Source organism: Paraburkholderia sp. BL9I2N2 (assembly GCF_004339745.1).
Lineage (GTDB): Bacteria > Pseudomonadota > Gammaproteobacteria > Burkholderiales > Burkholderiaceae > Paraburkholderia.
Window position 1 is genome coordinate 1,440,055 of record NZ_SMGP01000002.1, and the last position, 19,430, is coordinate 1,459,484.

The following is a 19,430-nucleotide window of genomic DNA, read 5'->3' on the forward strand; positions in this document are numbered from 1 at the left end:
CTTCTGAAAGTGTTGGTGCATCACCTACCGTTCTTTCATGCGCCGCGTGCGAGACTCACCTGCACCGCCTGCCGGTCCGTCGCCAGGCCGGCGGCGATCTGTTGGGCCATGGCGCCGACATAGACCTCGTCGTTGCCGTCCCTCAGCGCCGCAAAAGCCGCATCGACGACCTCGGCAACTGGAATCTTCGGCGGGGGAAAATCGCGGCTCATGTCGGTGTCGACCGCGCCCGGGAGAATCGACAGCACGCTCACCCCATGCGGTGCAAGCTCGGCGCGCACGGCTTCGGTCATCCGAAGCGCAGCCGCCTTCGACGCGCAGAGCGACGCCATGGCCGGCAACGCGACACGCGCGAGAATCGACGACATATTGACGATCGCTCCGCCACTCAGTCGCAGCGACGGCGCGAACGCCCGGATCATGTTCAGCGTGCCGAAGTAGTTGACCTCCATCTCGGCGCGCGCCGCGTTCAGATCGGTTGCGGCAAGCGCAGGCTCGAGACGGTTGATGCCGGCATTGTTCACGAGGAGGTTGACATCGCTCGCCAGGGCGGCCGCGCGCGCCACCTGCTCCGCATTCGTAATGTCGAGTGCGACCGGCACGACACGCGGATCACGGTCGTCCAGCACGCTGATGTCGCGTGCGCCCGCGTACACCTTTCGCGCGCCCTGCTCCAACAGCATCTTCACGAAACACGCACCGACCCCGCGATTGGCTCCGCTCACAAACGCTACACAGCCTTCGACCTGCATCACGACCTCCGAACGTTTTACTTTGCTTTTCACCTGCGTCCGCACTCGACGCCGCGCGGCCTCAAACCGCGCGGCCGACGATACGACCGGTATCGTCCACGTCGAGGCTCACCGAATCGCCGGGCTGCATGCTAGCCGCGAGCCGTGCGATGACAATGGGCCCGGCGCTCGTTGTCACGCTTGCGAGATGCACATCGCCGCCGCCCTGCGCGCCGACGCGATGCCGCACGACCGTCGATTCGGCGACGCTGCCGTGTTCCACCGCACATTCACTCCACTGGCCGCCGCCGCATGCGGGGCAGAAATACCGAGCCGGAAATAGCGTCATCCCGCACTGGGTGCATTGAAATACCTTGAGTGTCATTGCGCACCTCGCCGGTCGCTTTCGAGTACGACAGCATTCGCGCACATTCCGTAGCGATACTCGACCATGCCGTACCCGCTCACGACCGCCAGGCGCGCGTCGGCCACCTGCCGCTCGCCCGCCGCGCCACGCAATTGCGTGATCGCCTCGACGAGGCCATGCATGCCGCCGGCGGCGCCGGCCTGTCCCGCGGATAGTTGCCCACCCGATGTGTTGACGGCGAGCGCGCGCGAGCCGATACGAGAGATCAACTCGCGCAGGTCGCCGTCACGGGCGAAGCCGAGATCCGCGAGCTGCACCAGCGTCATAACGGGGTAGTCGTCGTAGACGGACACCATATCCATGTCCTCCGGCGTCGCGCCAGCCTGCCGCCACAAATCACTGGCGATCGCCGCCAACGAAGTCTGCAAACCATCGCCCGCCTGGTGGTCCAGGTTGTAGCGGCATTGCAGCGCGCGCACACGCACGTTCATCGCGTTGCGCACGAGATCGGCGCGAGCGACGATCACCGCGTTCGCGCCGCACACTACCGGCACGCAGTCGAAGCGTCCCAGCGGTTCGGCGACGATCGGCGCTTCGAGATAGTCGTCGATCGTCAACGGCGTGCGGTAGACGGCATGCGGGTTCAACGCGGCCCATGCGCGTTGCGCGACACAGAGCGCGCCATAATCGCGGCGCGTCAGACCGTATCGCTTCGCGTGACGCTGCGTGAGCATGGCGAACAGGCTGTTCGGGCCACCGTTCTCCAGCGGACGCAACCACGTGCGTGTCGTCAGGTTGTAATGCTCGACCAGTTGTTTGAAGTCAGCCGGCTCGAAGCGGTCTCCGGATACGAGGGCGATGACATTCGCGTCGCCGTGCTGAATCGCGCGTATTGCATGCTGCAGCAGGTTGATGGCGCTCGCGCCGCCGTGACAATCGTCCATGCACCAGCGCGGGCTCAGGCCGAGTCGCCACGCAAGGTCGATCGCGTGATCGGGTGCGAGCGTGAACGACGCCACACCGAGCCCGTCTATGTCCTTCGCCGAGAAACCCGACTGAACGAGAGCCGCGCCGAATGCCTGCGCGAGCAGATCTCCCGTTGACGCAGCGCTCGCATGGCGCTGGTACGGCACTTCCACGCCGGCCGTCAGCACGACGTTATCGAATGAGTGGGCTTGCATATCAGGAATCCTCAGATCGAGCGTCAACGCACGCGCCGAGCCACCGTCTCGTGCGTGAACAGCAGCGAGATCACCGTGATCATGCCCATTGCGATCAGCAACAACGCCACCGGCCAGGCTGCGTGATAATGCGCGAGCAGCGCGGTCGCAATCAGCGGCGACAGACCGCCCGCGAACACCGACGCGATTTCATGCCCCAAGGCCATGCCCGAATAACGCACTTCGGTACTGAACAGTTCGCCCATCAGGCTCGGCTGCGTGCCGATCATCGCGCCGTGGCAAACCGCGTTACCCAGCAGAAACGCGAGCCAGATCAGCGCCGGCACCTTGGTGCCGATCAGCCAGAAGAACGGAAAAGCGATCAAGACGAAACCCGCCGCGCCGATCATGTACACGGGCTTGCGGCCGATGCGATCGGACAAGCGCCCCCACAGCAGCATCGTGCCGAGTTCCAGGGTCATCGACACGATCACACCGGCCAGCATGATCTGATTGGGCACACCGATGAACTTGCCGTACACCAGCGAAAAGGCGAGCACGATGTACGAGCCGCCGTTCTCCGCGACGCGCAGGCCCATCGCCATCAGGATCTCCTTCGGGTGTTTGCGGATCACTTCGAGCACCGGCATGCGCGCTTTCTTGCCGGCCGCTTCGGCCTTCGCAAACTCGGTGCTCTCCGGCAGCTTCGAGCGGACGTAGACGCCGACACCGAAAATGACGATCGACAACAGGAACGGGATGCGCCATCCCCAGATCATGAATGCGTCCTTTGGCAGCATCTGCACGAGAAAGAACACCGCCGCAGACAGCACGAAGCCGCCGCCCACGCCGATCTGGCTCCATGCCGCGTAATAGCCACGCTTCTCGGGCGGCGCCGACTCGCTGATCATCAGCACGCCTCCGCCCCATTCGCCGCCGGCGGCGATGCCTTGCAGCAGGCGTAGAACCAGCAGCAACGCCGGCGCCCACAGGCCGACTTGCGCGTAGGTCGGCAGGAAGCCGATCAGGAAAGTCGCCGCACCCATGATCGACAGCGTCCACACCAGTGCGCCCTTGCGGCCGTAGCGATCGCCGATATGGCCGAACAGCACGCCGCCGAACGGCCGCGCCGCGAAGCCGACGGCGAAGCCCGCGAACGCGGCAAGAGTGCCGACGAGCGGATCCGTGCCTTTTGGGAAAAACAGTGCGCCGAACACGAGTGCCGCCGCCGTGCTGTAGAGAAAAAAGTCATACCACTCGAGCGCATTGCCCACGACCGATGCGAAGACAATGCGCCGCAGCGACTTTTTGTCGACCGAACCGGCTGGCGCGGCGGCCGCGTCATCGTCGTGGGTGCTTGCGGCAGAAAACGTTCGCGTGCTTGCCATCTATGCCTCCAGCTGTGCATCTGTCGACGCACTCAATGTTGCGGATGTTTCTGCCGTGCCGTGCCACGCTCGCGCCGCGCGCGTCCATAGACCGACGGGGTGATTTGATATCGTCAGCGCTTGAGCCGGTATCCCGAAGCGTCGAGATCCCAGGTCGTCGCGGTGACACCGGTCTCGCGCAACTTGAACTTCTGGATCTTGCCGTTCTCCGTCTTCGGCAGGTCTCGCGCGAAGTCGAGATAACGTGGCACGGCGAAATACGGCAGGCGCGGCTCGCAGTAGCGAATCAGGTCGAGCGGTTCGAGCGTCTCGCCGTCACGCAGCACAATGGTGGCCATCACTTCATCTTCAGCGAGTGCGGACTTCACCGCGAAGACGGCCGCCGTCTCGACTGACCGGTGACTCAGCAGCACTTGTTCGACCTCAAAAGAGGAAACGTTCTCGCCGCGACGGCGGATCGTGTCCTTCAGGCGGTCGACGAAGCGGTAATAACCATCGGCGTCGCGCACCACGCGATCGCCCGTATGAAACCAGAGGTTGCGCCAGGCCTCTACCGTCTTCTCGGGCATCCCCAGATAGCCGCTCGCGAATGCGAACGGCGTGTCGGCACGCAGGATTAGTTCGCCCGCTTCGCCATCCGGAACCGGCTGGTCGTGTTCGTCGACGACACGGGCATCGAAACCCGCCACGAGCTTGCCCATGTGGCCGGGACGTTGGGCGTCGATCGCGCCGCTGATCACACAGTTGGTCTCCGTCGAGCCGTAGCCGTCGACCAGCGCAATGCCGCAGCGCGCCGTGAATTCCTGCTGGAAATGGCCCGGTACGCCCGGCGCCAGCGCCACGCGCACCCGATGCTCGCGCTCGCTCGCCGTGACCGGTCGGCTGAGCAGAATCGGTACCATCGCGCCGAGCACGTAGGTCACGGTGGCGCGCGTTTCGACCAACGCGTCAAAAAAACCGCTCGCCGAAAAACGCCGGTCGGCGACGAGTTCGGCATCGTGAATCAACGCCTGAAAAAAGCTGTTGAGCGCATTGGTATGAAACAGCGGCAGGCATGTGTAGAGCACGTCGCCCGCCGCGACGCCGAGGTCACGCGCGGTGTAGTGGCCCCACCAATAGAACTGCGCGTGCGGGCAGATCACGCCTTTCGACAAGCCCGAAGTCCCGGATGTGTAAAGCACCGCGAACGGATCGCCATCGGTGAGTGCGGCTGGTGTGACCGGCTCGTCTGCCGGCGGCATCGCAGTCGTAATGTACGTAGGCTTCAGCGCATCCGCTGCGGGTTCACCAATGAGCCAGATCGTTTCCAGCGGCAGATCCTGGGCGTCGAGTGCGTGAACGACGTCGACGAGATGCGCTTCCGCCACGAGCAGCCGCGCGCCGCAGTTGCGCAGAATATGTTCCAGTTGCAGCCCGCGCGATGCGGTATTGATCGGCACGACCACCGCGCCGAGCCAGCCACAGCCGAGCACGATCTCCATGAATTCGACGCGGTTCCCGCACAGCAGCGCGACGCGGTCGCCGCGCCCGACTCCTTGCGCGGCGAGTGCGCCTGCGCGGCGTGCAGCGATTGCAAGAGCGTCGGAAGCCGTCCACGTGGTCGCACGGTCCGAGAACAGCGGCGCAGTGCCGTTGCGAGCAGCGCGAGCCGCCAGCAGCGCCGGCAATGTGCGATGTGCAGCACGCCCCTGGTCCGGACTGATACGCGGTTCGACGAGGGTTTCGATAAGTCCCATGTGCTCGTGCCTCTCCTATGTATGAGGCCGAGTCTAGGTTCGGCTAGTATATCCGTCAAATTAATCAATTATGGGTAGTCCATAAATATGACTGATTTCAATAAGGTCGACCTGAACCTGCTGCGCGTGTTCCAGGTGATCCTCGAGGAACGCAGCCTCACGCGTGCCGGGCAACAGCTCGGGCTGTCCCAGCCGGCGGTCAGTTATGCCCTTGGGCGCTTGCGTGCATTGTTCGACGATCCCCTGTTCGCACGAACACCGGAGGGCATGCTGCCGACGCCGAGGGCCGAACAATTGGCCGCACCGCTCAGCCGCGCGATTGCATCGATACGCGAGACGTTGCGTCACGGGGAACGTTTCGATCCCGCCACAAGCACGCGGGAATTTCGTCTGTCGATGTCCGATATCGGGGAACAGGTATTTCTGCCGCCCATCTGCGAGAAGTTGCAACGCGTGGCGCCGCTGGTGCGGATAGCGGCTGAGCAGGTGTCATTTGCGGATATCGAAGAGAAGCTGCGTCTGGGGCAGCTGGACTTTGCGATTGGCAATCTATCGGCACTCAAACCGGTGACGAAGTCGGCCCTTCTGTTTCACGAGCAGTATGCGTGCATGACTCGCAAGCGGCCCGGGTTGCCTGCGCGTCAATTGTCGCGGCAGAAGTTTCTGGAGTTGGCGCACGTGGCCGTCGCGTCGAGTGACAGTAGCCACCTGGAGATCGACGAAGCGTTGCGGGCGCGTGGCCTGCATCGGCACATTGCGCTGCGCGTGCCGCATTTCACAGTCATTCCGCAGATCCTTCAGCGCACTGACTGGATGGTTACGTTGCCGCGCGGCGTCGCACGCGTTTTCAATGAAACGGGTCAGTTCTCGATTTATCCGCTGCCGGTGGAATTTCCAGCCATCGAGTCCTCCGTGCATTGGCATGCCACTTTCGACAACGACGAGGGCAACCGCTGGCTTCGCGAACTGGTCGTGGAGACGCTGCGCAGATCAAGTGCTGCGACCAGGGCCGAGCAAGCCGGCGATGGCGGAAGCGGAACTTGAGGATTACTCGGCCGATTGCGCTGGAATGAACGAAGTGGCTATTGCTGCGGTGTTGCTTCCAGAAGGCTCTTCAGTCGCGAAACCGCCGTATCGGATTCCGATTGAATCCGCCCGCGCAGCACAGACCAGTTGAATATCGCGAACCATATCGACGGCGCGCGATAAGTGAATTCACGTTCGAAGCGTGTCCCGCTCGTAGTCGACATCAGCGAGTAAGTGACCGTACCAGCCGGTCTGCCATCAATCGTTCCTTCTATCGTCCACCTGACCGGAGGCTCCCGTGCAGCGACTGTCCACACAACGTGGCCGCGCCTGCCGGCTACACGGAATTCCTCTGTCACCTGCTCGCCCAGATCGAGTGGATGATCCACCGAGCCGCTGACCGCGAGCGATGACGGATGCCAGGCGGGCCAGTGAGCCGGGGTCGTGACATAGTCGAATACGACTGTGGGAGGGCGTTGAATCGACGCAACCGTCACGATGTGCGTGTCGAGCCCGATCCGCTGCGGCAATGGGATAAGGAGCAACGCGATGGTGACGAGCACGGCCAATATTGCGGTGACGAACCGTGTACGGTTTTTCATACGCTTTGTACTCCACGCGCTCCAGGCGAAGTTATTTTACTGCGGAGTCGTGGGTCAAGCGGATCGGATGCGAGCGCTGTCGTCTTGCGTCAATAAGTGACGTGCGGTCCGGCCATGCGGCGATCGAACGGCAGGAACTTCCCGCTCACCGTCTCGTGCATTCGGCGCAAGTCGGCGGCCGGCATGTCACCACCACCTCTATGGAAGCTTCAGATTCATTACAGGTATAGCGTCCACGTAATGTAGACCATAAATAAGTTTTACTTTCCGATTTTCCGTCGCGCCGCCATTGTGTGAGCCGGACAGCCAGTCCTGCCTATTTCTTCAGATAGCCATTTCTTAAGATTCCTTAAGAAATGGTTTGTTGCTCGTCGTCACTCGGGAGCGGGAGAAATTTTAGCACTCGGGCCGATCCCTGGACTGACGGTCAAACCAATAAACGGAAAGGAGATGACTTGATGGAGAATCGCCTGATAGCCTTGATGTTGCTCGCTGCGGCTGCAGTGGCCGGCTGCGGAGGTGGAGACAATGTCAGCGCACCGACACCGCCAAAGCTACTGACGAACATCGCCGTGCCCAATGCTTCGAGCCCACCATTCAGTTTCGATATCGGCTACGTCGAGGCCGGCAAGTACTTTCTTACCGACCGCAACAACAAAGCAGTCGATGTCGTGGACACCCAATCGAACACGTTGATCGCACAGATCCCTGGACCATTCATCGGTGCCGGCGCCACAACCAATGAGTCCGGTCCCGACGGAATTGTCGGGATCACCGGCACGAACACGATCTATGTCGGCGACGTCGACTCAGTCAAGGTGATCGATACGGCTGCGCAAAAGACCGTCAACACAATCGCCATCAGCAATTCCGGATCGCGCGTCGATGAGGGTTGCTACGATCCTGACGATCATCTCGTGATGTACGCGAGCCCCGGAGACTCGCCGCCGTTCGTGACATTCATTTCCACGCTGACACAAAAGGCGGTGGTAAAGCTTCCTTTCAACGGCTCGTCGGGGCTCGAAGCATGCACCTATGATCCTGTCTCGAAGAGCTTTTTGATCAACAATGACGGGACTTCTGCCAATCCCGACGGCGAGCTCGATGTCATCACCGCCAGTTCCGCAGTGACGGGCAGCCCCTCTGTCAGCAAGTCGTTCCCACTAGGGAAATGCGCACCGGCGGGAATCGTGCTTGGCCCGAATAACGACGTGCTCATTGGCTGCGATCCGCCGGCTGGCGACCCGCTCATCACGCTGATCCTCGATCGTGCGAGTGGCGCAATTCAAGCCAGCTTGCCATTTGGCGGGGTGGACCAGGTCAATTACGATCCGGCTTCCAACCGCTATTTCCTGCCGGCCCGGCACTACGTCACGAACGGCACCGCTGCAGCGTCAGGTTTTAGCCCGCAGTTGGGCGTGATCGATGGCGCATCACGGCAGTTGCTCTTCAAGATTCCAGTGGGCACGGGGGCGCATTCTGTCGCCATCGACAGCATGCGCGGGCAAGTGTATGTGCCATTTCAGCCCGGCGCGGCAGGATTTCCTAACGGCGGCATCTCGGTGTTCTCGACCCTCTAGTTCTCCGATGTGGGTCATTGTCTAGCGGGCCGGATTGGATGACGATTACCGCAGACTCGGTTTCAACACGAGTGAATAGGCGCTCCCACCAACGCTCCACGATCCGGTGGGTTACGGGTCTGGTGCGCCGGTGGTGGCCGTCTTTCATCGTAGCTCAACATTTCACTAGACCATCTATTCCTTAAGGAAACCTTAAGGAAGACGCTTATGGCGCAGTTTGTTTTGCCCATCGCACAAGTCGCTCATGAGTTATGAAATCGAAAGCGTCGATTCATCCGGACGACTCAATTCCACTGCACATTCTTTCCCGCATTACCAAATATTTCGTGGCAACCTAAAAGGACGGGAAATGAAGACGATCAGGATTGGGACGCGTACGCAAATCGCCGTTGGCGTGGGAGTTGTCTTGCTTGCCGGACTGTATTCCGCAGGCGCGACGGCGGGAGATGAACACGATCGTGGGCATGAGTCGGTGAAGCATGTGCTGCTGATTAGCTTCGATGGTTTGCATGAGCAGGACGTCGCACGCTGCGTCGGATCGAATGCGTGCCCGAACCTTGCGTTGCTGGCCAAGTCGGGGACGACCTACACCAACGCGCACACGCCTGGCCTTTCGGATTCGTTCCCGGGCCTCGCGGCGCTCGTCACCGGGGGCTCGCCCAAATCCGCGGGCCTGTTCTACGACGTATCCTATGACCGCACGCTCTATGCGCCGTCCGATACCAGTTGTACAGGCAAGCAAGGCTGGAATGTCGTATTCGACGAGACTACTGGCATCGACGGCGAGAACGGCGGCGCACTGACGCACCTCGACGGCGGTGGCGCGTTCAATCCGCAGGCCATCCCGCATGCTTTGCTCAATGGTGTCTGTACGCCCGTCTATCCGCACAATTATGTGAAGACCAATACGATCTTCGAAGTGGTCAAACACAACGTGAAGGGCGCTCGCACTGCCTGGGCAGACAAACATGCTTGGGGCTACGACTGGCTCAATGGCCCGTCTGGCAAAGGCGTCGACGATCTTTCGCGCACCGAGATCAATTCGATTGATCCGGCCACCAACACGAACTACACGGACGTCTACACGCACACGGAACAGTTCGACAATTTCCACGTGCAGTCGCTGATCAATGAAATTGACGGCAAGGATTCGACAGGCCAATCCAGTGCCGACGTACCCACGGTGTTTGGGACCAACTTCCAGACTTTGAGCGTCGCCCAGAAGGCAACGGTCGCGACTGGCGGCGGCTATCTGGATGCGAGTTTCACGCCGGGTCCGCAGGTCACCAACGCGATTGCTTATCTGGACAACGCGTTGGGTCGCATCGTATCCGAACTGAAGCAGCGCAACCTCTATTCGTCGACGGCAATCATCGTCACGGCGAAGCACGGGCAGTCCCCGAGCGACCATTCGAAGCTCGTGAAGAACGGCGATACGCTCTCGAAACTGCTTGAAGCAAACAACTATCTGGACCCGAACGGCAACTTCGGGCAGAACAGTACGAAGAGCGGCAACCTCAATGACGGAACGGGGCTCGTGGGTACGGGTTTCGTGCAGACCGATGACGTCGGTCTGATCTGGTTGCGCGATCAAAGCCAACTGCCTGTTGTCGTGAAGACCTTGAAAGACAACCTGAGCTGCAACGCACCCGGCATTTGTGCGGACGGCCCGCAGGCGTACGTTTTGTATGGCCCGCAACTGGCAGGCCGGTTCGGCGATCCGGCACGCGGACGCACACCTGACATCATCGTCCAGCCGAATCCGGGGGTCATCTATACATCGAGTACGGCCAAGGACGAAGAGCACGGCGGCAACGCTCCCGACGACAGCCATCTCGGTCTCGTGATCTACGTGCCTCACGGCCATCACGCTGGACGGACGAACGACGAGCGTGTGCTGACCACGCAGGTTGCGCCGACGATCCTGCGTCTGCTCGATCTGGAGCCTGACCTGCTGCACTCGGTCACTATTGAAGGAACGCGTGCGCTGCCGGAGTTCGATCGCGAGCGCTTTTAGGCGAACAGCTGTGCTGTGCCGCTAGTGGATCGCGGCACTTGGGCGATGCGATTCTTTGGAACGTACAGCGGTCCCGTATCGTGTCGTCGGTAAATTGTGGCCGGCCTGGAGACCTCCCTGGCCGGCCGTTCAATTGGGCGGGCAACAATGACCAGGACGAAGCGCCGATCGGCGTAGAAGCAACGGTTCAGTCGCGGAGTACCAGCGAACTGGCGCTCCGCGAACAAGTTGATCAACCACCGCGATACATCGGGTTGATGCTATCACCCGGGGCACGCCGACCGGATTGCGACTTGCCCGATTCGCTACCGCCGACGCCACCGTGGCTCCCGTCAACCACGCTGCCATGGCCTTCTGCCGTCGCCTTCGTGTGAGCGGTTTGACTGCGGTGCGATACTGACGCGCCGACATCGCTTCGATAGGAGGAAGTCTGATCGTCACCGCCCGCGAAGGCGGGTGCAACCAGCAATGCGGAGCTCGCGACTAACAGAGCGGCGATAGGTCTCGTTTTCATGACGACTCCAATGAGCTTGTTGAACCGTCGAACGCACCCGGATCAGGTCCATAGCGGCGCGCTATGGTCAACACGGATGGGTCGACGTGGCGGACTTTGCCGCGCGCCAACAAAGTGGCTCAAACGAACAACAGGTTCTCGGAATCTGCGCTATCCATGTTGATGCCGTGGCGGTAGCACCAAACTGTCCGTCGTTGTGCCCACCGCTATAAATGCATGGGTTGTGCCAAGCGTGATTCGCTCATCTTCCGAGCGTCCCTAACTGCCTGAAAACAAACAATGTTGACCTCGACCACTCGGGCGTTTACAGCTGAATCGAGCGGCGACGACGTCTGGCTATAGACAACGTTTTTCGAGCGTCTGTGTGCGGTCACCCAACACAAAGTCCATGCACTCAAGCGACGATCTCGACGGGTGACTCTGGACGAACCAAGCGGAGATCGCGTAGGAGGTCCGCTCAGGTGAGGGTTAACATTGATTCAAGCCGACGCCGCTTCGCGGCACTGCTCAATTCAGCGTTCGGCTTGGCGCGGCCAGCGCGTGTTGACCGCTGGGCGGGTTGTCGATCCACATGCGATTCGTTCGTCGTATCTACGGACCGAGCGGGTCCGTCGACTTGGAGGACATTATGCGCAAGCTCACTGTTTCCGCTTTCATCAGTCTGGATGGTGTAATTCAAGCCCCTGGCGGGCCTGCAGAAGACCCCAGCGGCGATTTCCGCCTTGGTGGCTGGATCGTTCCTTATGCTGACGAAGCCATCGGCCAAAACTTGCAAGACCTGCTCTCGCAGCCGTTCGAGTTGCTGTTGGGGCGTTGCACCTACGACATATTTGCGGCGTACTGGCCGCGCGTGCCGGCCGATTCAAGCAGCCGCACCATCGCTGATCCGTTCAACCGCGTACCTAAGCACGTGGCCACACATCGATCCGGCACCCTTGACTGGCAGAACAGTCATGCGCTGGAGGGCGACCTTGCCGACGCGATACGCGCGCTTAAACTTCAGGACGGCGCCAATCTATTGACGTTTGGCAGCGGCGACATGGTGCGCCAACTGCTCGTAGCCGGCTTGGTGGACGAGCTTTGGCTTGTGATTTACCCCATCATACTTGGGCGCGGCAAGCGCTTGTTCGGCGACGACGCACTAGCGTCTGCCTTCACTCTGGCGCACTCGGCCAGCACGCCCGGCGGCGCGCTGATTACCCGCTACGTGCGCGACGGCGAGGTGCGCACAGGAACGTTCGAAGAAGTCAATTGACACTCCCTGCAGTAAGAACATGCAATCTTGCACACTCTCCGGCTGCACGAATTGCAGCCTGACAAATCCCTCAAGCCGAACCCGTTTCACGGGTCGGCTTTATTCGGGCGTTCGCGCCTTGATGCCCGCTTCTGAGCCGGGCATTGACGCGCATGAGTGTGATCCGGGTCTCGAAAGGCGCAAACTCTGGTGAGGTGCGCAGCTTTGCGCAGATGATAGGCCGCCGCGCTTGCAACCAACTGTATCTGTATGTGCGGGCGGTCCAACGGAGAAAGTCATGTCTTCGATCGAACCCTGGACATGTCCGACGTGTGCCAATCACGTCACCACGCCTTTCTGTCCGCAGTGCGGCGAGAGCCCACTTAGGCCGCCCGACCTCACGCTGCGCGCGATCGGCGCAAAGGTCCTGCACGCGGCGACAAGCATCGATGGGCGCCTGATTAGCACGATGTGGGTCCTGCTACGCCACCCAGGCGAGTTGACCGTCGCGCATCTGAATGGAAAGCGGATGCCTTATGTGCCCCCGTTCCAGCTGTTTCTCATCGCGAACGCCTTCTTCTTTGCGATGCAGTCGCTTACCGATACCCAGATCTTCGGCTCGACTCTGGAGTCGCACCTCCATCACCAGGACTGGAGTTCGCTCGCGCAGTCGTTGGTGGCGGAACGCGTCGCAAAACTGGGAACGAGCCTGCGCCAGTACACGACCACTTTCGACCGTGCGGCAGTGCTCAATGCCAAGTCACTGATCATTCTCATGGTCGTTCCGTTCACTTTGTTGTTGTGGATGACCTCTCTGCGGGCACGCAAGCCGTTTGTTGCCTTCGTCTATTTCTCACTCCATCTCTATACGTTCTTGTTATTGCTGTTCTCGCTCGCGCTAGCCATCGCGGCCATTGAGGTCCGTCTGGGTGGTCTCGGGCTCGATTCACCCAATGTCGACAACATTCTTTCGATCATCAATCTTGGACTCTGCGGCGGCTATTTGTTTTTCGCGTTGAAACCCGTCTTCGGTTCTCACGGTATAACGCGCCTCGTCAAGGCGGCGACGATGACGCTGGCGGCTGGCCTGATCGTTCTTGGCTATCGATTCGCGATCTTTCTGATCACGTTATATACGGCATGACGGTTGAACATTTTTGCACGCTGCGTTTTCCAGACAACGCCGTATACACCACCGCAAGGAGCCAACCGGTCCTCGACACTGGACAGTGGTCGGAAAACTTTCTCAGCCAAGCCAGGATGGATAAGGTGCAACCAGACGCTCGAACGATTCGCCATTGGCTGAATCGGCCAAGTCCACCACGCTTCGTTTCTCGAAACTTCGCTTCAAGGTGCTCGTGGTAGAGTCGAGCATCTCTCTTTATCGCGTAGCCCTTATGTCGCCACGCATTGAATCCGGACCCGTCGATCCGGCGGATCATCAACAGGACATGGGAAGCGCCGCCGCGGCGCAAAGCTTGAACATGCAGATTCCAGCGATCGTTCCAGCGCAAACCGCTCTAGTGGTCATGCATTACCAGACCGACATCCTGGGGTTGTTTCCATCGGTCGCACCCGCGCTGCTCGCCAATACACGCAAACTGTGTGACGCCGCGCGGGCCAAAAGTGTCAGCGTCTATTTCGCCAACATCCACTTTAGTCCAGGCTATCCGGAAGTCAGTCCGTTGAACAAAAACGGACAGGGAATCAAGCAACTGGGTCTTTTCATCGACGACGAGATCGCGCCGGAACTCGGCCAGCAAGCCACTGAACCGCTCATCATCGCGCATCGCGCAAGCGTGTTCTTTGGTACCGACCTGCAGGCGCGGCTTTCCGCGCGGGGGATCGATACGCTGCTCATGGTGGGCATAGCGTCGACCGGTGTCGTACTGTCGTCGGTTGCGTACGCGAGCGATGCGGACTTCCGCTTATTCACGGTCAAGGATTGCTGCTACGACCCGGATCAGGTCGTGCACGATCATCTTTTTTCAACGGCGTTCGATTCGCGCACGACGGTGCTCTCGCTCGCTGATGCTTTGTCGTTGCTTGCCTAGCAGTGCCGGCTTCAAGAAAACAGCGGTAAAGATTCAACTGCCGTTTGCCGCCGACGCCGCGAGGCCGTGGATCGACTGCTTCGAGAAGGAGTTTGCTCGCCGACCGAGCCGAGTCGTTTGTTGAGATCCGACAGGGCTTTGCAGACAGACGTGCGATCGGGCATTCCGGCCAATGCCAGTTCAAGCCGGTTCAGTAATTCCGGCAGACTCGATTCCCCAGTCATCTTTCCTGCGAACTTCCGCTTCCGCATAAGACCACTCCCTGATTCGGCAGACGCTGCACGCTAACGTCACCATACATCGTCAAGATCCAGCGACATCTGTTGCTTCGTGTTTACGCCAGCAGATCCGTCGGATGCCTCTCCCTTTGGCAATGCCGGTTTTAACACATCAAGATGAAAAATCACGTCGGCTGATCGCAATGCATGCCAGTGACGGCGAACGGCACCTCATGCTACCAGGTCGGCAGGCACGCGTCCAGGCAGGTCCGGGAAGCTCGACGTCCAGAAAGGCGTCATCATCCGCCGGGGTTTTCGAAGTCCAGCCTCATTTCATCTCGCTTGCGTGCGCAGCATCTGTTCCGCGCCTATGTTGAACAACGCCGAACCGGCCAGGTTCTGGCCCCCATCGCAAACCATCACGCAGCCCGAAATATAGGAAGCAAGCGGCGAAGCGAGGAAAACCGCGCTCTGGCCGATGTCATCCACCGTGCCCATGCGCCGCAGCGGAATGGCGTTCACGAACTCTTCGTATCGCTCCGCGCTCAACAGCCGCTTCATGCCTTCGGTCCCCTCGATGGGTCCGGGGACGATGCTGTTCGTGCGAATACCATAGCGCCCCCACTCCAGCGCCAGGTTTCTCATCAACATATCGATGCCCGCCTTGGCGGCACCCACATGCACCTGGAAGGCGTGCGGCATGTACGCCATGCCTGCGGAAATGTAGATGATGGCGCCCTGTGTCTCCTTCAACTGCTCGAAGGCCGCCCGTGAGGCGTTGAAGGCTCCAAGCAGATCAATATCGATGACCGTCTTGAAGCCGTTGGCGGAGAGCTTCTCCGCCGGGGCCGGGAAATTGCCGGCCGCGCCGCAGACCAGCACGTCCATGGGACCCAAGTCCGCCCTGCTCCTCGCGAAGGCCGCTTCCAGCGCGCCGAAATCACGCACGTCGGCAACGATAGGGCAAACCGTGGCGCCGAGTGCGCGCAGTTCCGTCGCAGCCGTATCCAGCTTTTCCTGAGTGCGGCCGCAGATGGCCACCTGGGCGCCCAAGGCGGCGAAGTTCTTCGCCACGCCGAGATTGATGCCGCTGCTGCCACCGGTGATGAAAACGGTTTTGCCTGCGAACAGGTCGTTCGACAGGTATCGAGTGACTAGCATGCTTCCCTCCTGGTTATACGCCCTCGTACCGAGGGGCATCACTGAACGATTCGGCTAGAACCGGTAGCCGATCCCCACGAAACCGATCCACGGATTCGCCGTAATGCGCGTCCTGTTGGTCAGCACGGTTTGCCCGTTGGCCGCGACGGCAGTGATCGTCGCATTCGTCTTGAGCGGCATATACGTCACCGATGCGGTGGCGTACCAGTTCTTGCTTAAGTTATAGGAGACGCCCGCATTGAATGCCGGATTCCATGACGGACTGAGCGATGCCTTAACGTCTCCCCCAGGCCCGGCGACCGTGTGCAACGCACCATTGAATGTCGGATTGAGCTGGACCGCCGTGTACCAGGTGTAGTTGACACCCACACCGAGGAAAGGACGCACCTTCGCCTGCGCCGCGCCAAAGTAGTACTTGAGGAAAAGAATCGGCGGCCACGCTCTGGTTGTCGCGAGCGGTTGCAGATTGCCCAGTCCGAGGGAGGGACCGCCGGGGCCGAACGGCGTCACCGTACCCTGCGCGTAGAGTTTGAGCTTCGGCGGCACGCCGGTCGCCAGATCGATCGCGATGTTGTCCGTGATGAAATACGTGAACGCCGTCTCGACCGTCCAGGTATTGTGTATCTGGCCAGTCGTCCCCGACGAGGTGAAGGTGCCTGCCGCCGAAGTGCTTTGCAATGGCGTTGCCGACGACATGCCATAGTCAATCCATGTGCCCCCGCCAGTCGCGATGAAACTACCCGCACTTTGGGCCAGTGCGCCGGCGCACACTACCCCTGTCAATAAGGGCAGATACCTGACTTTCCTCACCTTTTCCTCCATTTTATATTTTGCATGACGAATTAATATCGTCTTATGACTTCCTAACTCGTTTGAAAATCGGGATCAGAATTGTTCGATGGCGATATCCGACGCGCCGGATGCGCCTGAGCGGATCATCTCCACATGCGAATTCGCTTTGGGCAGTATCTTGTCCGCGTAAAACCGTACCGTCGCGATCTTCGCTTCGTGGAACGCCGGATCTTCGCCCGCAGCGCATTTTCTCGACGCGGCCAGCGCGGCGCGCGCCATCTGCCATCCGCCGCACACATAGCCGGTAAGCATCAGATAGTCGAATGAACTGGCCAATGCTTCGTCCACGTCTTTCGCCAGGGCTCGAAGCATCCACCCGGTCGCGTCCTCCAACGCCTGCACGCCGGTGGCCACCGCCGCGCCGACCGGGAAAAGGCGCCTATCCGTGCTGCGCTCCAGTTCAAGCGCGAGCTCGCGCATCTCCGCAATCAGTTCAGCCATTGCCGCCCCCTGGTCCGTGGCGAGCTTGCGGCCCACAAGGTCGGCTGCCTGGATGCCCGTCGTACCTTCGTAGATGGTCGAAATGCGAGCGTCGCGCAGGTACTGGCACGCGCCGGTCTCTTCGATGTAGCCCATCCCGCCGTGCACCTGTACGCCGAGTGATGCGATCTCCTGACCCAGTTCAGTGCACCAACCCTTCAGGACCGGAATCAGCAGATCGACACGGGTCTGATAGCGGTTGCGTTCGCCGGCGTCCGGGTGCCGGTGCGCGTAATCCGCATTGGCCGCCATCACATAGGCGAAGCCTCGCATCGCTTCCACCTGAGCTTTCATCGTCAGCAACATGCGCCGCACGTCCGGATGCTGAATGATCGCCACTGCAGTGCTCGACTTGCTTGCGGCCGGCTTGCCCTGAATGCGCTCTTTCGCGTATTCACGCGCCTGTTGATATGCACGCTCGGCCATCGCGAGCCCTTGAATGCCGACCTTCTGGCGGGCCTCGTTCATCATCGTGAACATATGTGCGAGGCCCTTGTTTTCCTGCCCGACCAGATAGCCGATCGCGCCATTCTGATCGCCGAAACTCATCACGCAGGTCGGACTCGCGTGAATGCCGAGCTTATGTTCGAGGGACACGCAATGCACATCGTTGCGTTGTCCCAGCGAGCCGTCGGCGTTCACGAGAAACTTGGGCACCAGGAAAAGCGAAATGCCGCGCACGCCTTCGGGCGCATCGGGCGTGCGCGCCAGCACGAGATGGATGACATTGCCGGTCATGTCATGATCGCCCCACGTGATGAAGATCTTCTGGCCATACAGGCGATAGTGATCTCCCTCAGGAACGGCTTTCGTACGAACGGCCGCAAGGTCCGAACCGGCTTGCGACTCGGTCAGATTCATCGTGCCGGTCCACTCGCCGCCAATCAGGTTCGGCAAGTAGCGGGCCTTGAGTTCCTGTGAGCCGTGCAGTCGCAATGCCTCAGTGGCACCCGCCGTCAACAGCGGGCACAGGGCGAAAGACATGTTGGCGGAGTTCCACATCTCCACGGTCGCCGCATGCAGCAGTTCGGGCAGGCCTTGACCGCCGTAATCAGGATCCCCACTGAGCCCGTTCCAGCCTCCTTCGACGAATTGCTGGTAGGCCGCCCCGAATCCGTCTGCCGCAATGACGCCATCGCGGGTCAGGCGCGCACCCTGCTCGTCGCCGGTCTTGTTGAGCGGCGCAAGCACTTCGGTGGCGAACTTTGCCGCCTCCTCGAGCACTGCGCCGGCGAGTTCCGGCGTCGCGTCCTCAAGGGCCGGTAGCGACGATAAAGCGTCGAGGCCGGCCAACTCGTTCATTACGAAATGCATGTCGCGCAACGGCGCAATATAGGTGGTCATCATTTACTCCTGGAATCAGTTCTGTTGCTGCTTGTCCAGTTCACGCGACAACTCCGGCAGCACCTTGAAGAGGTCGCCGACGAGGCCGTAGTCCGCAATCTGGAAGATGGGTGCTTCTTCGTCCTTGTTGATCGCCACGATCACCTTCGAGTCCTTCATGCCGGCCAGATGCTGGATCGCACCCGATATGCCCACCGCGATATAAAGCTGCGGAGCGATGACCTTGCCGGTCTGTCCCACCTGATAGTCATTGGGCACGAAACCGGCATCCACCGCGGCACGGGATGCGCCGACCGCCGCGCCGAGCCGCTCGGCGATCTCGTCGAGGAGCGCGAAGCTCTCGCTGGAACCCATGCCTCTGCCGCCCGAGATGACGCGTTGCGCGGCGGTGAGTTCAGGACGTTCGGAGCGGGTCAGTTGCTGACTCACGAAGCGGGAAGCCGAAACCTCCGCGGCCGGCGCGAGCGATTCGATCACCGCGACGCCCCCGTCGGCCGGCGCCGCGGCGAAGGCCGTGGTCCGAACCGTCAGGACCTTGATGCGATCCACGCTTCGCACCGTAGCCAGCACGTTCCCCGCGTAGATGGGACGCACGAACGTATCCGCCGACTCCACCGCCACGATCTCCGAGACCTGCGCGACGTCGAGCAGCGCCGCGACGCGCGGCATCACGTTCTTCGCCGAAGTGGTGGCGGGCGCGAACAGGTGGCTGTAGCCCGGAGCCAGTCCGACAATGAGCGCGGCCAGGTTCTCCGCCAACGCGTGCTCGTAGTGCGCGGCGTCGGCCACGCGCACGCGGGCCACGCCTGCGATGCTGGCCGCCTGCTCCGCGACTCTCCCGCATTGAGATCCCGCCACGAGCATATGAATTTCGTCGCCGAGGCGGGCGGCAGCGGTGATGGCGCTCAAGGTTGCTGCCTTGAGCGTTTGATTGTCGTGTTCTGCAACAACGAGTACGGACATGTT

General features: G+C 60.8%; 16 protein-coding genes. 6 read left to right on the forward strand and 10 right to left on the reverse strand.

From position 1 onward, the window contains the following. Positions 1-35: 35 nt before the first annotated feature. The 5 genes from B0G74_RS28380 to B0G74_RS28400 all read right to left on the reverse strand — a co-directional run bounded on the left by B0G74_RS28380 (position 36) and on the right by B0G74_RS28400 (position 5,382). Complete coding sequence (locus tag B0G74_RS28380) at positions 36-785, reverse strand: SDR family oxidoreductase (protein WP_243658327.1); 750 nt, start codon at positions 783-785, stop codon at positions 36-38. Positions 786-813: 28 nt separating this feature from the next. After that, positions 814-1,116, reverse strand: a complete 303-nt coding sequence (locus B0G74_RS28385; protein ID WP_132378500.1) for a zinc ribbon domain-containing protein — start codon at positions 1,114-1,116, stop codon at positions 814-816. Continuing rightward, positions 1,113-2,279 carry a thiolase family protein gene (locus B0G74_RS28390; protein WP_132378502.1) on the reverse strand — a complete coding sequence of 389 codons (1,167 nt, stop codon included), beginning with the start codon at positions 2,277-2,279 and terminating at the stop codon, positions 1,113-1,115. The genes B0G74_RS28385 and B0G74_RS28390 overlap by 4 nt, the downstream gene beginning before the upstream one ends. Before the next feature lie 23 nt (positions 2,280-2,302). Next, complete coding sequence (locus tag B0G74_RS28395) at positions 2,303-3,646, reverse strand: MFS transporter (RefSeq protein WP_132378504.1); 1,344 nt, start codon at positions 3,644-3,646, stop codon at positions 2,303-2,305. A 113-nt stretch (positions 3,647-3,759) separates the two neighbouring features. Beyond that, a complete protein-coding gene (locus tag B0G74_RS28400) occupies positions 3,760-5,382 on the reverse strand; it encodes an ATP-dependent acyl-CoA ligase (RefSeq protein WP_132378506.1) in 1,623 nt (540 codons plus the stop codon). Positions 5,383-5,469: 87 nt separating this feature from the next. Here B0G74_RS28400 and B0G74_RS28405 point away from each other — a divergent pair, with 87 nt between their 5' ends. Continuing rightward, positions 5,470-6,426 carry a LysR family transcriptional regulator gene (locus B0G74_RS28405; protein ID WP_132378508.1) on the forward strand — a complete coding sequence of 319 codons (957 nt, stop codon included), beginning with the start codon at positions 5,470-5,472 and terminating at the stop codon, positions 6,424-6,426. Between the two features lie 38 nt (positions 6,427-6,464). Here B0G74_RS28405 and B0G74_RS28410 read toward each other — a convergent pair whose 3' ends face one another. Then, complete coding sequence (locus tag B0G74_RS28410; RefSeq protein WP_132378510.1) at positions 6,465-7,010, reverse strand: SRPBCC family protein; 546 nt, start codon at positions 7,008-7,010, stop codon at positions 6,465-6,467. Between the two features lie 458 nt (positions 7,011-7,468). Here B0G74_RS28410 and B0G74_RS28415 point away from each other — a divergent pair, with 458 nt between their 5' ends. The 5 genes from B0G74_RS28415 to B0G74_RS28440 all read left to right on the forward strand — a co-directional run bounded on the left by B0G74_RS28415 (position 7,469) and on the right by B0G74_RS28440 (position 14,409). Beyond that, positions 7,469-8,590, forward strand: a complete 1,122-nt coding sequence (locus B0G74_RS28415) for a hypothetical protein (protein ID WP_132378512.1) — start codon at positions 7,469-7,471, stop codon at positions 8,588-8,590. Positions 8,591-8,939: 349 nt separating this feature from the next. Further along, a complete protein-coding gene (locus tag B0G74_RS28420) occupies positions 8,940-10,607 on the forward strand; it encodes an alkaline phosphatase family protein (protein ID WP_132378514.1) in 1,668 nt (555 codons plus the stop codon). 1,142 nt (positions 10,608-11,749) lie between these two features. Then, entirely contained in the window at positions 11,750-12,376 is a 627-nt protein-coding gene (locus tag B0G74_RS28430; RefSeq protein WP_132378518.1) for a dihydrofolate reductase family protein, read from the forward strand. Positions 12,377-12,653: 277 nt separating this feature from the next. Then, on the forward strand, positions 12,654-13,499 hold the full coding sequence (locus tag B0G74_RS28435; protein ID WP_132378520.1) for a DUF3667 domain-containing protein: 846 nt from the start codon (positions 12,654-12,656) through the stop codon (positions 13,497-13,499). Between the two features lie 307 nt (positions 13,500-13,806). Next, positions 13,807-14,409, forward strand: a complete 603-nt coding sequence (locus tag B0G74_RS28440) for an isochorismatase family cysteine hydrolase (protein WP_132379445.1) — start codon at positions 13,807-13,809, stop codon at positions 14,407-14,409. Positions 14,410-14,960: 551 nt separating this feature from the next. On the opposite strand, the gene B0G74_RS28445 is transcribed toward B0G74_RS28440, so the two are convergent. The 4 genes from B0G74_RS28445 to B0G74_RS28460 all read right to left on the reverse strand — a co-directional run bounded on the left by B0G74_RS28445 (position 14,961) and on the right by B0G74_RS28460 (position 19,427). Further along, positions 14,961-15,827 carry an SDR family oxidoreductase gene (locus B0G74_RS28445; RefSeq protein WP_243658328.1) on the reverse strand — a complete coding sequence of 289 codons (867 nt, stop codon included), beginning with the start codon at positions 15,825-15,827 and terminating at the stop codon, positions 14,961-14,963. A gap of 15 nt (positions 15,828-15,842) precedes the next feature. Then, positions 15,843-16,484 carry an OmpW family outer membrane protein gene (locus tag B0G74_RS28450; protein ID WP_243658329.1) on the reverse strand — a complete coding sequence of 214 codons (642 nt, stop codon included), beginning with the start codon at positions 16,482-16,484 and terminating at the stop codon, positions 15,843-15,845. A 189-nt stretch (positions 16,485-16,673) separates the two neighbouring features. Beyond that, positions 16,674-18,464 (reverse strand): acyl-CoA dehydrogenase C-terminal domain-containing protein, encoded by a 1,791-nt coding sequence (locus B0G74_RS28455; RefSeq protein WP_132378524.1) that lies wholly within the window; start codon positions 18,462-18,464, stop codon positions 16,674-16,676. Positions 18,465-18,479: 15 nt separating this feature from the next. Further along, positions 18,480-19,427: an FAD-binding protein gene (locus B0G74_RS28460; RefSeq protein ID WP_132378526.1), complete on the reverse strand. Its 948-nt coding sequence runs from the start codon at positions 19,425-19,427 to the stop codon at positions 18,480-18,482. Positions 19,428-19,430 lie beyond the last annotated feature (3 nt).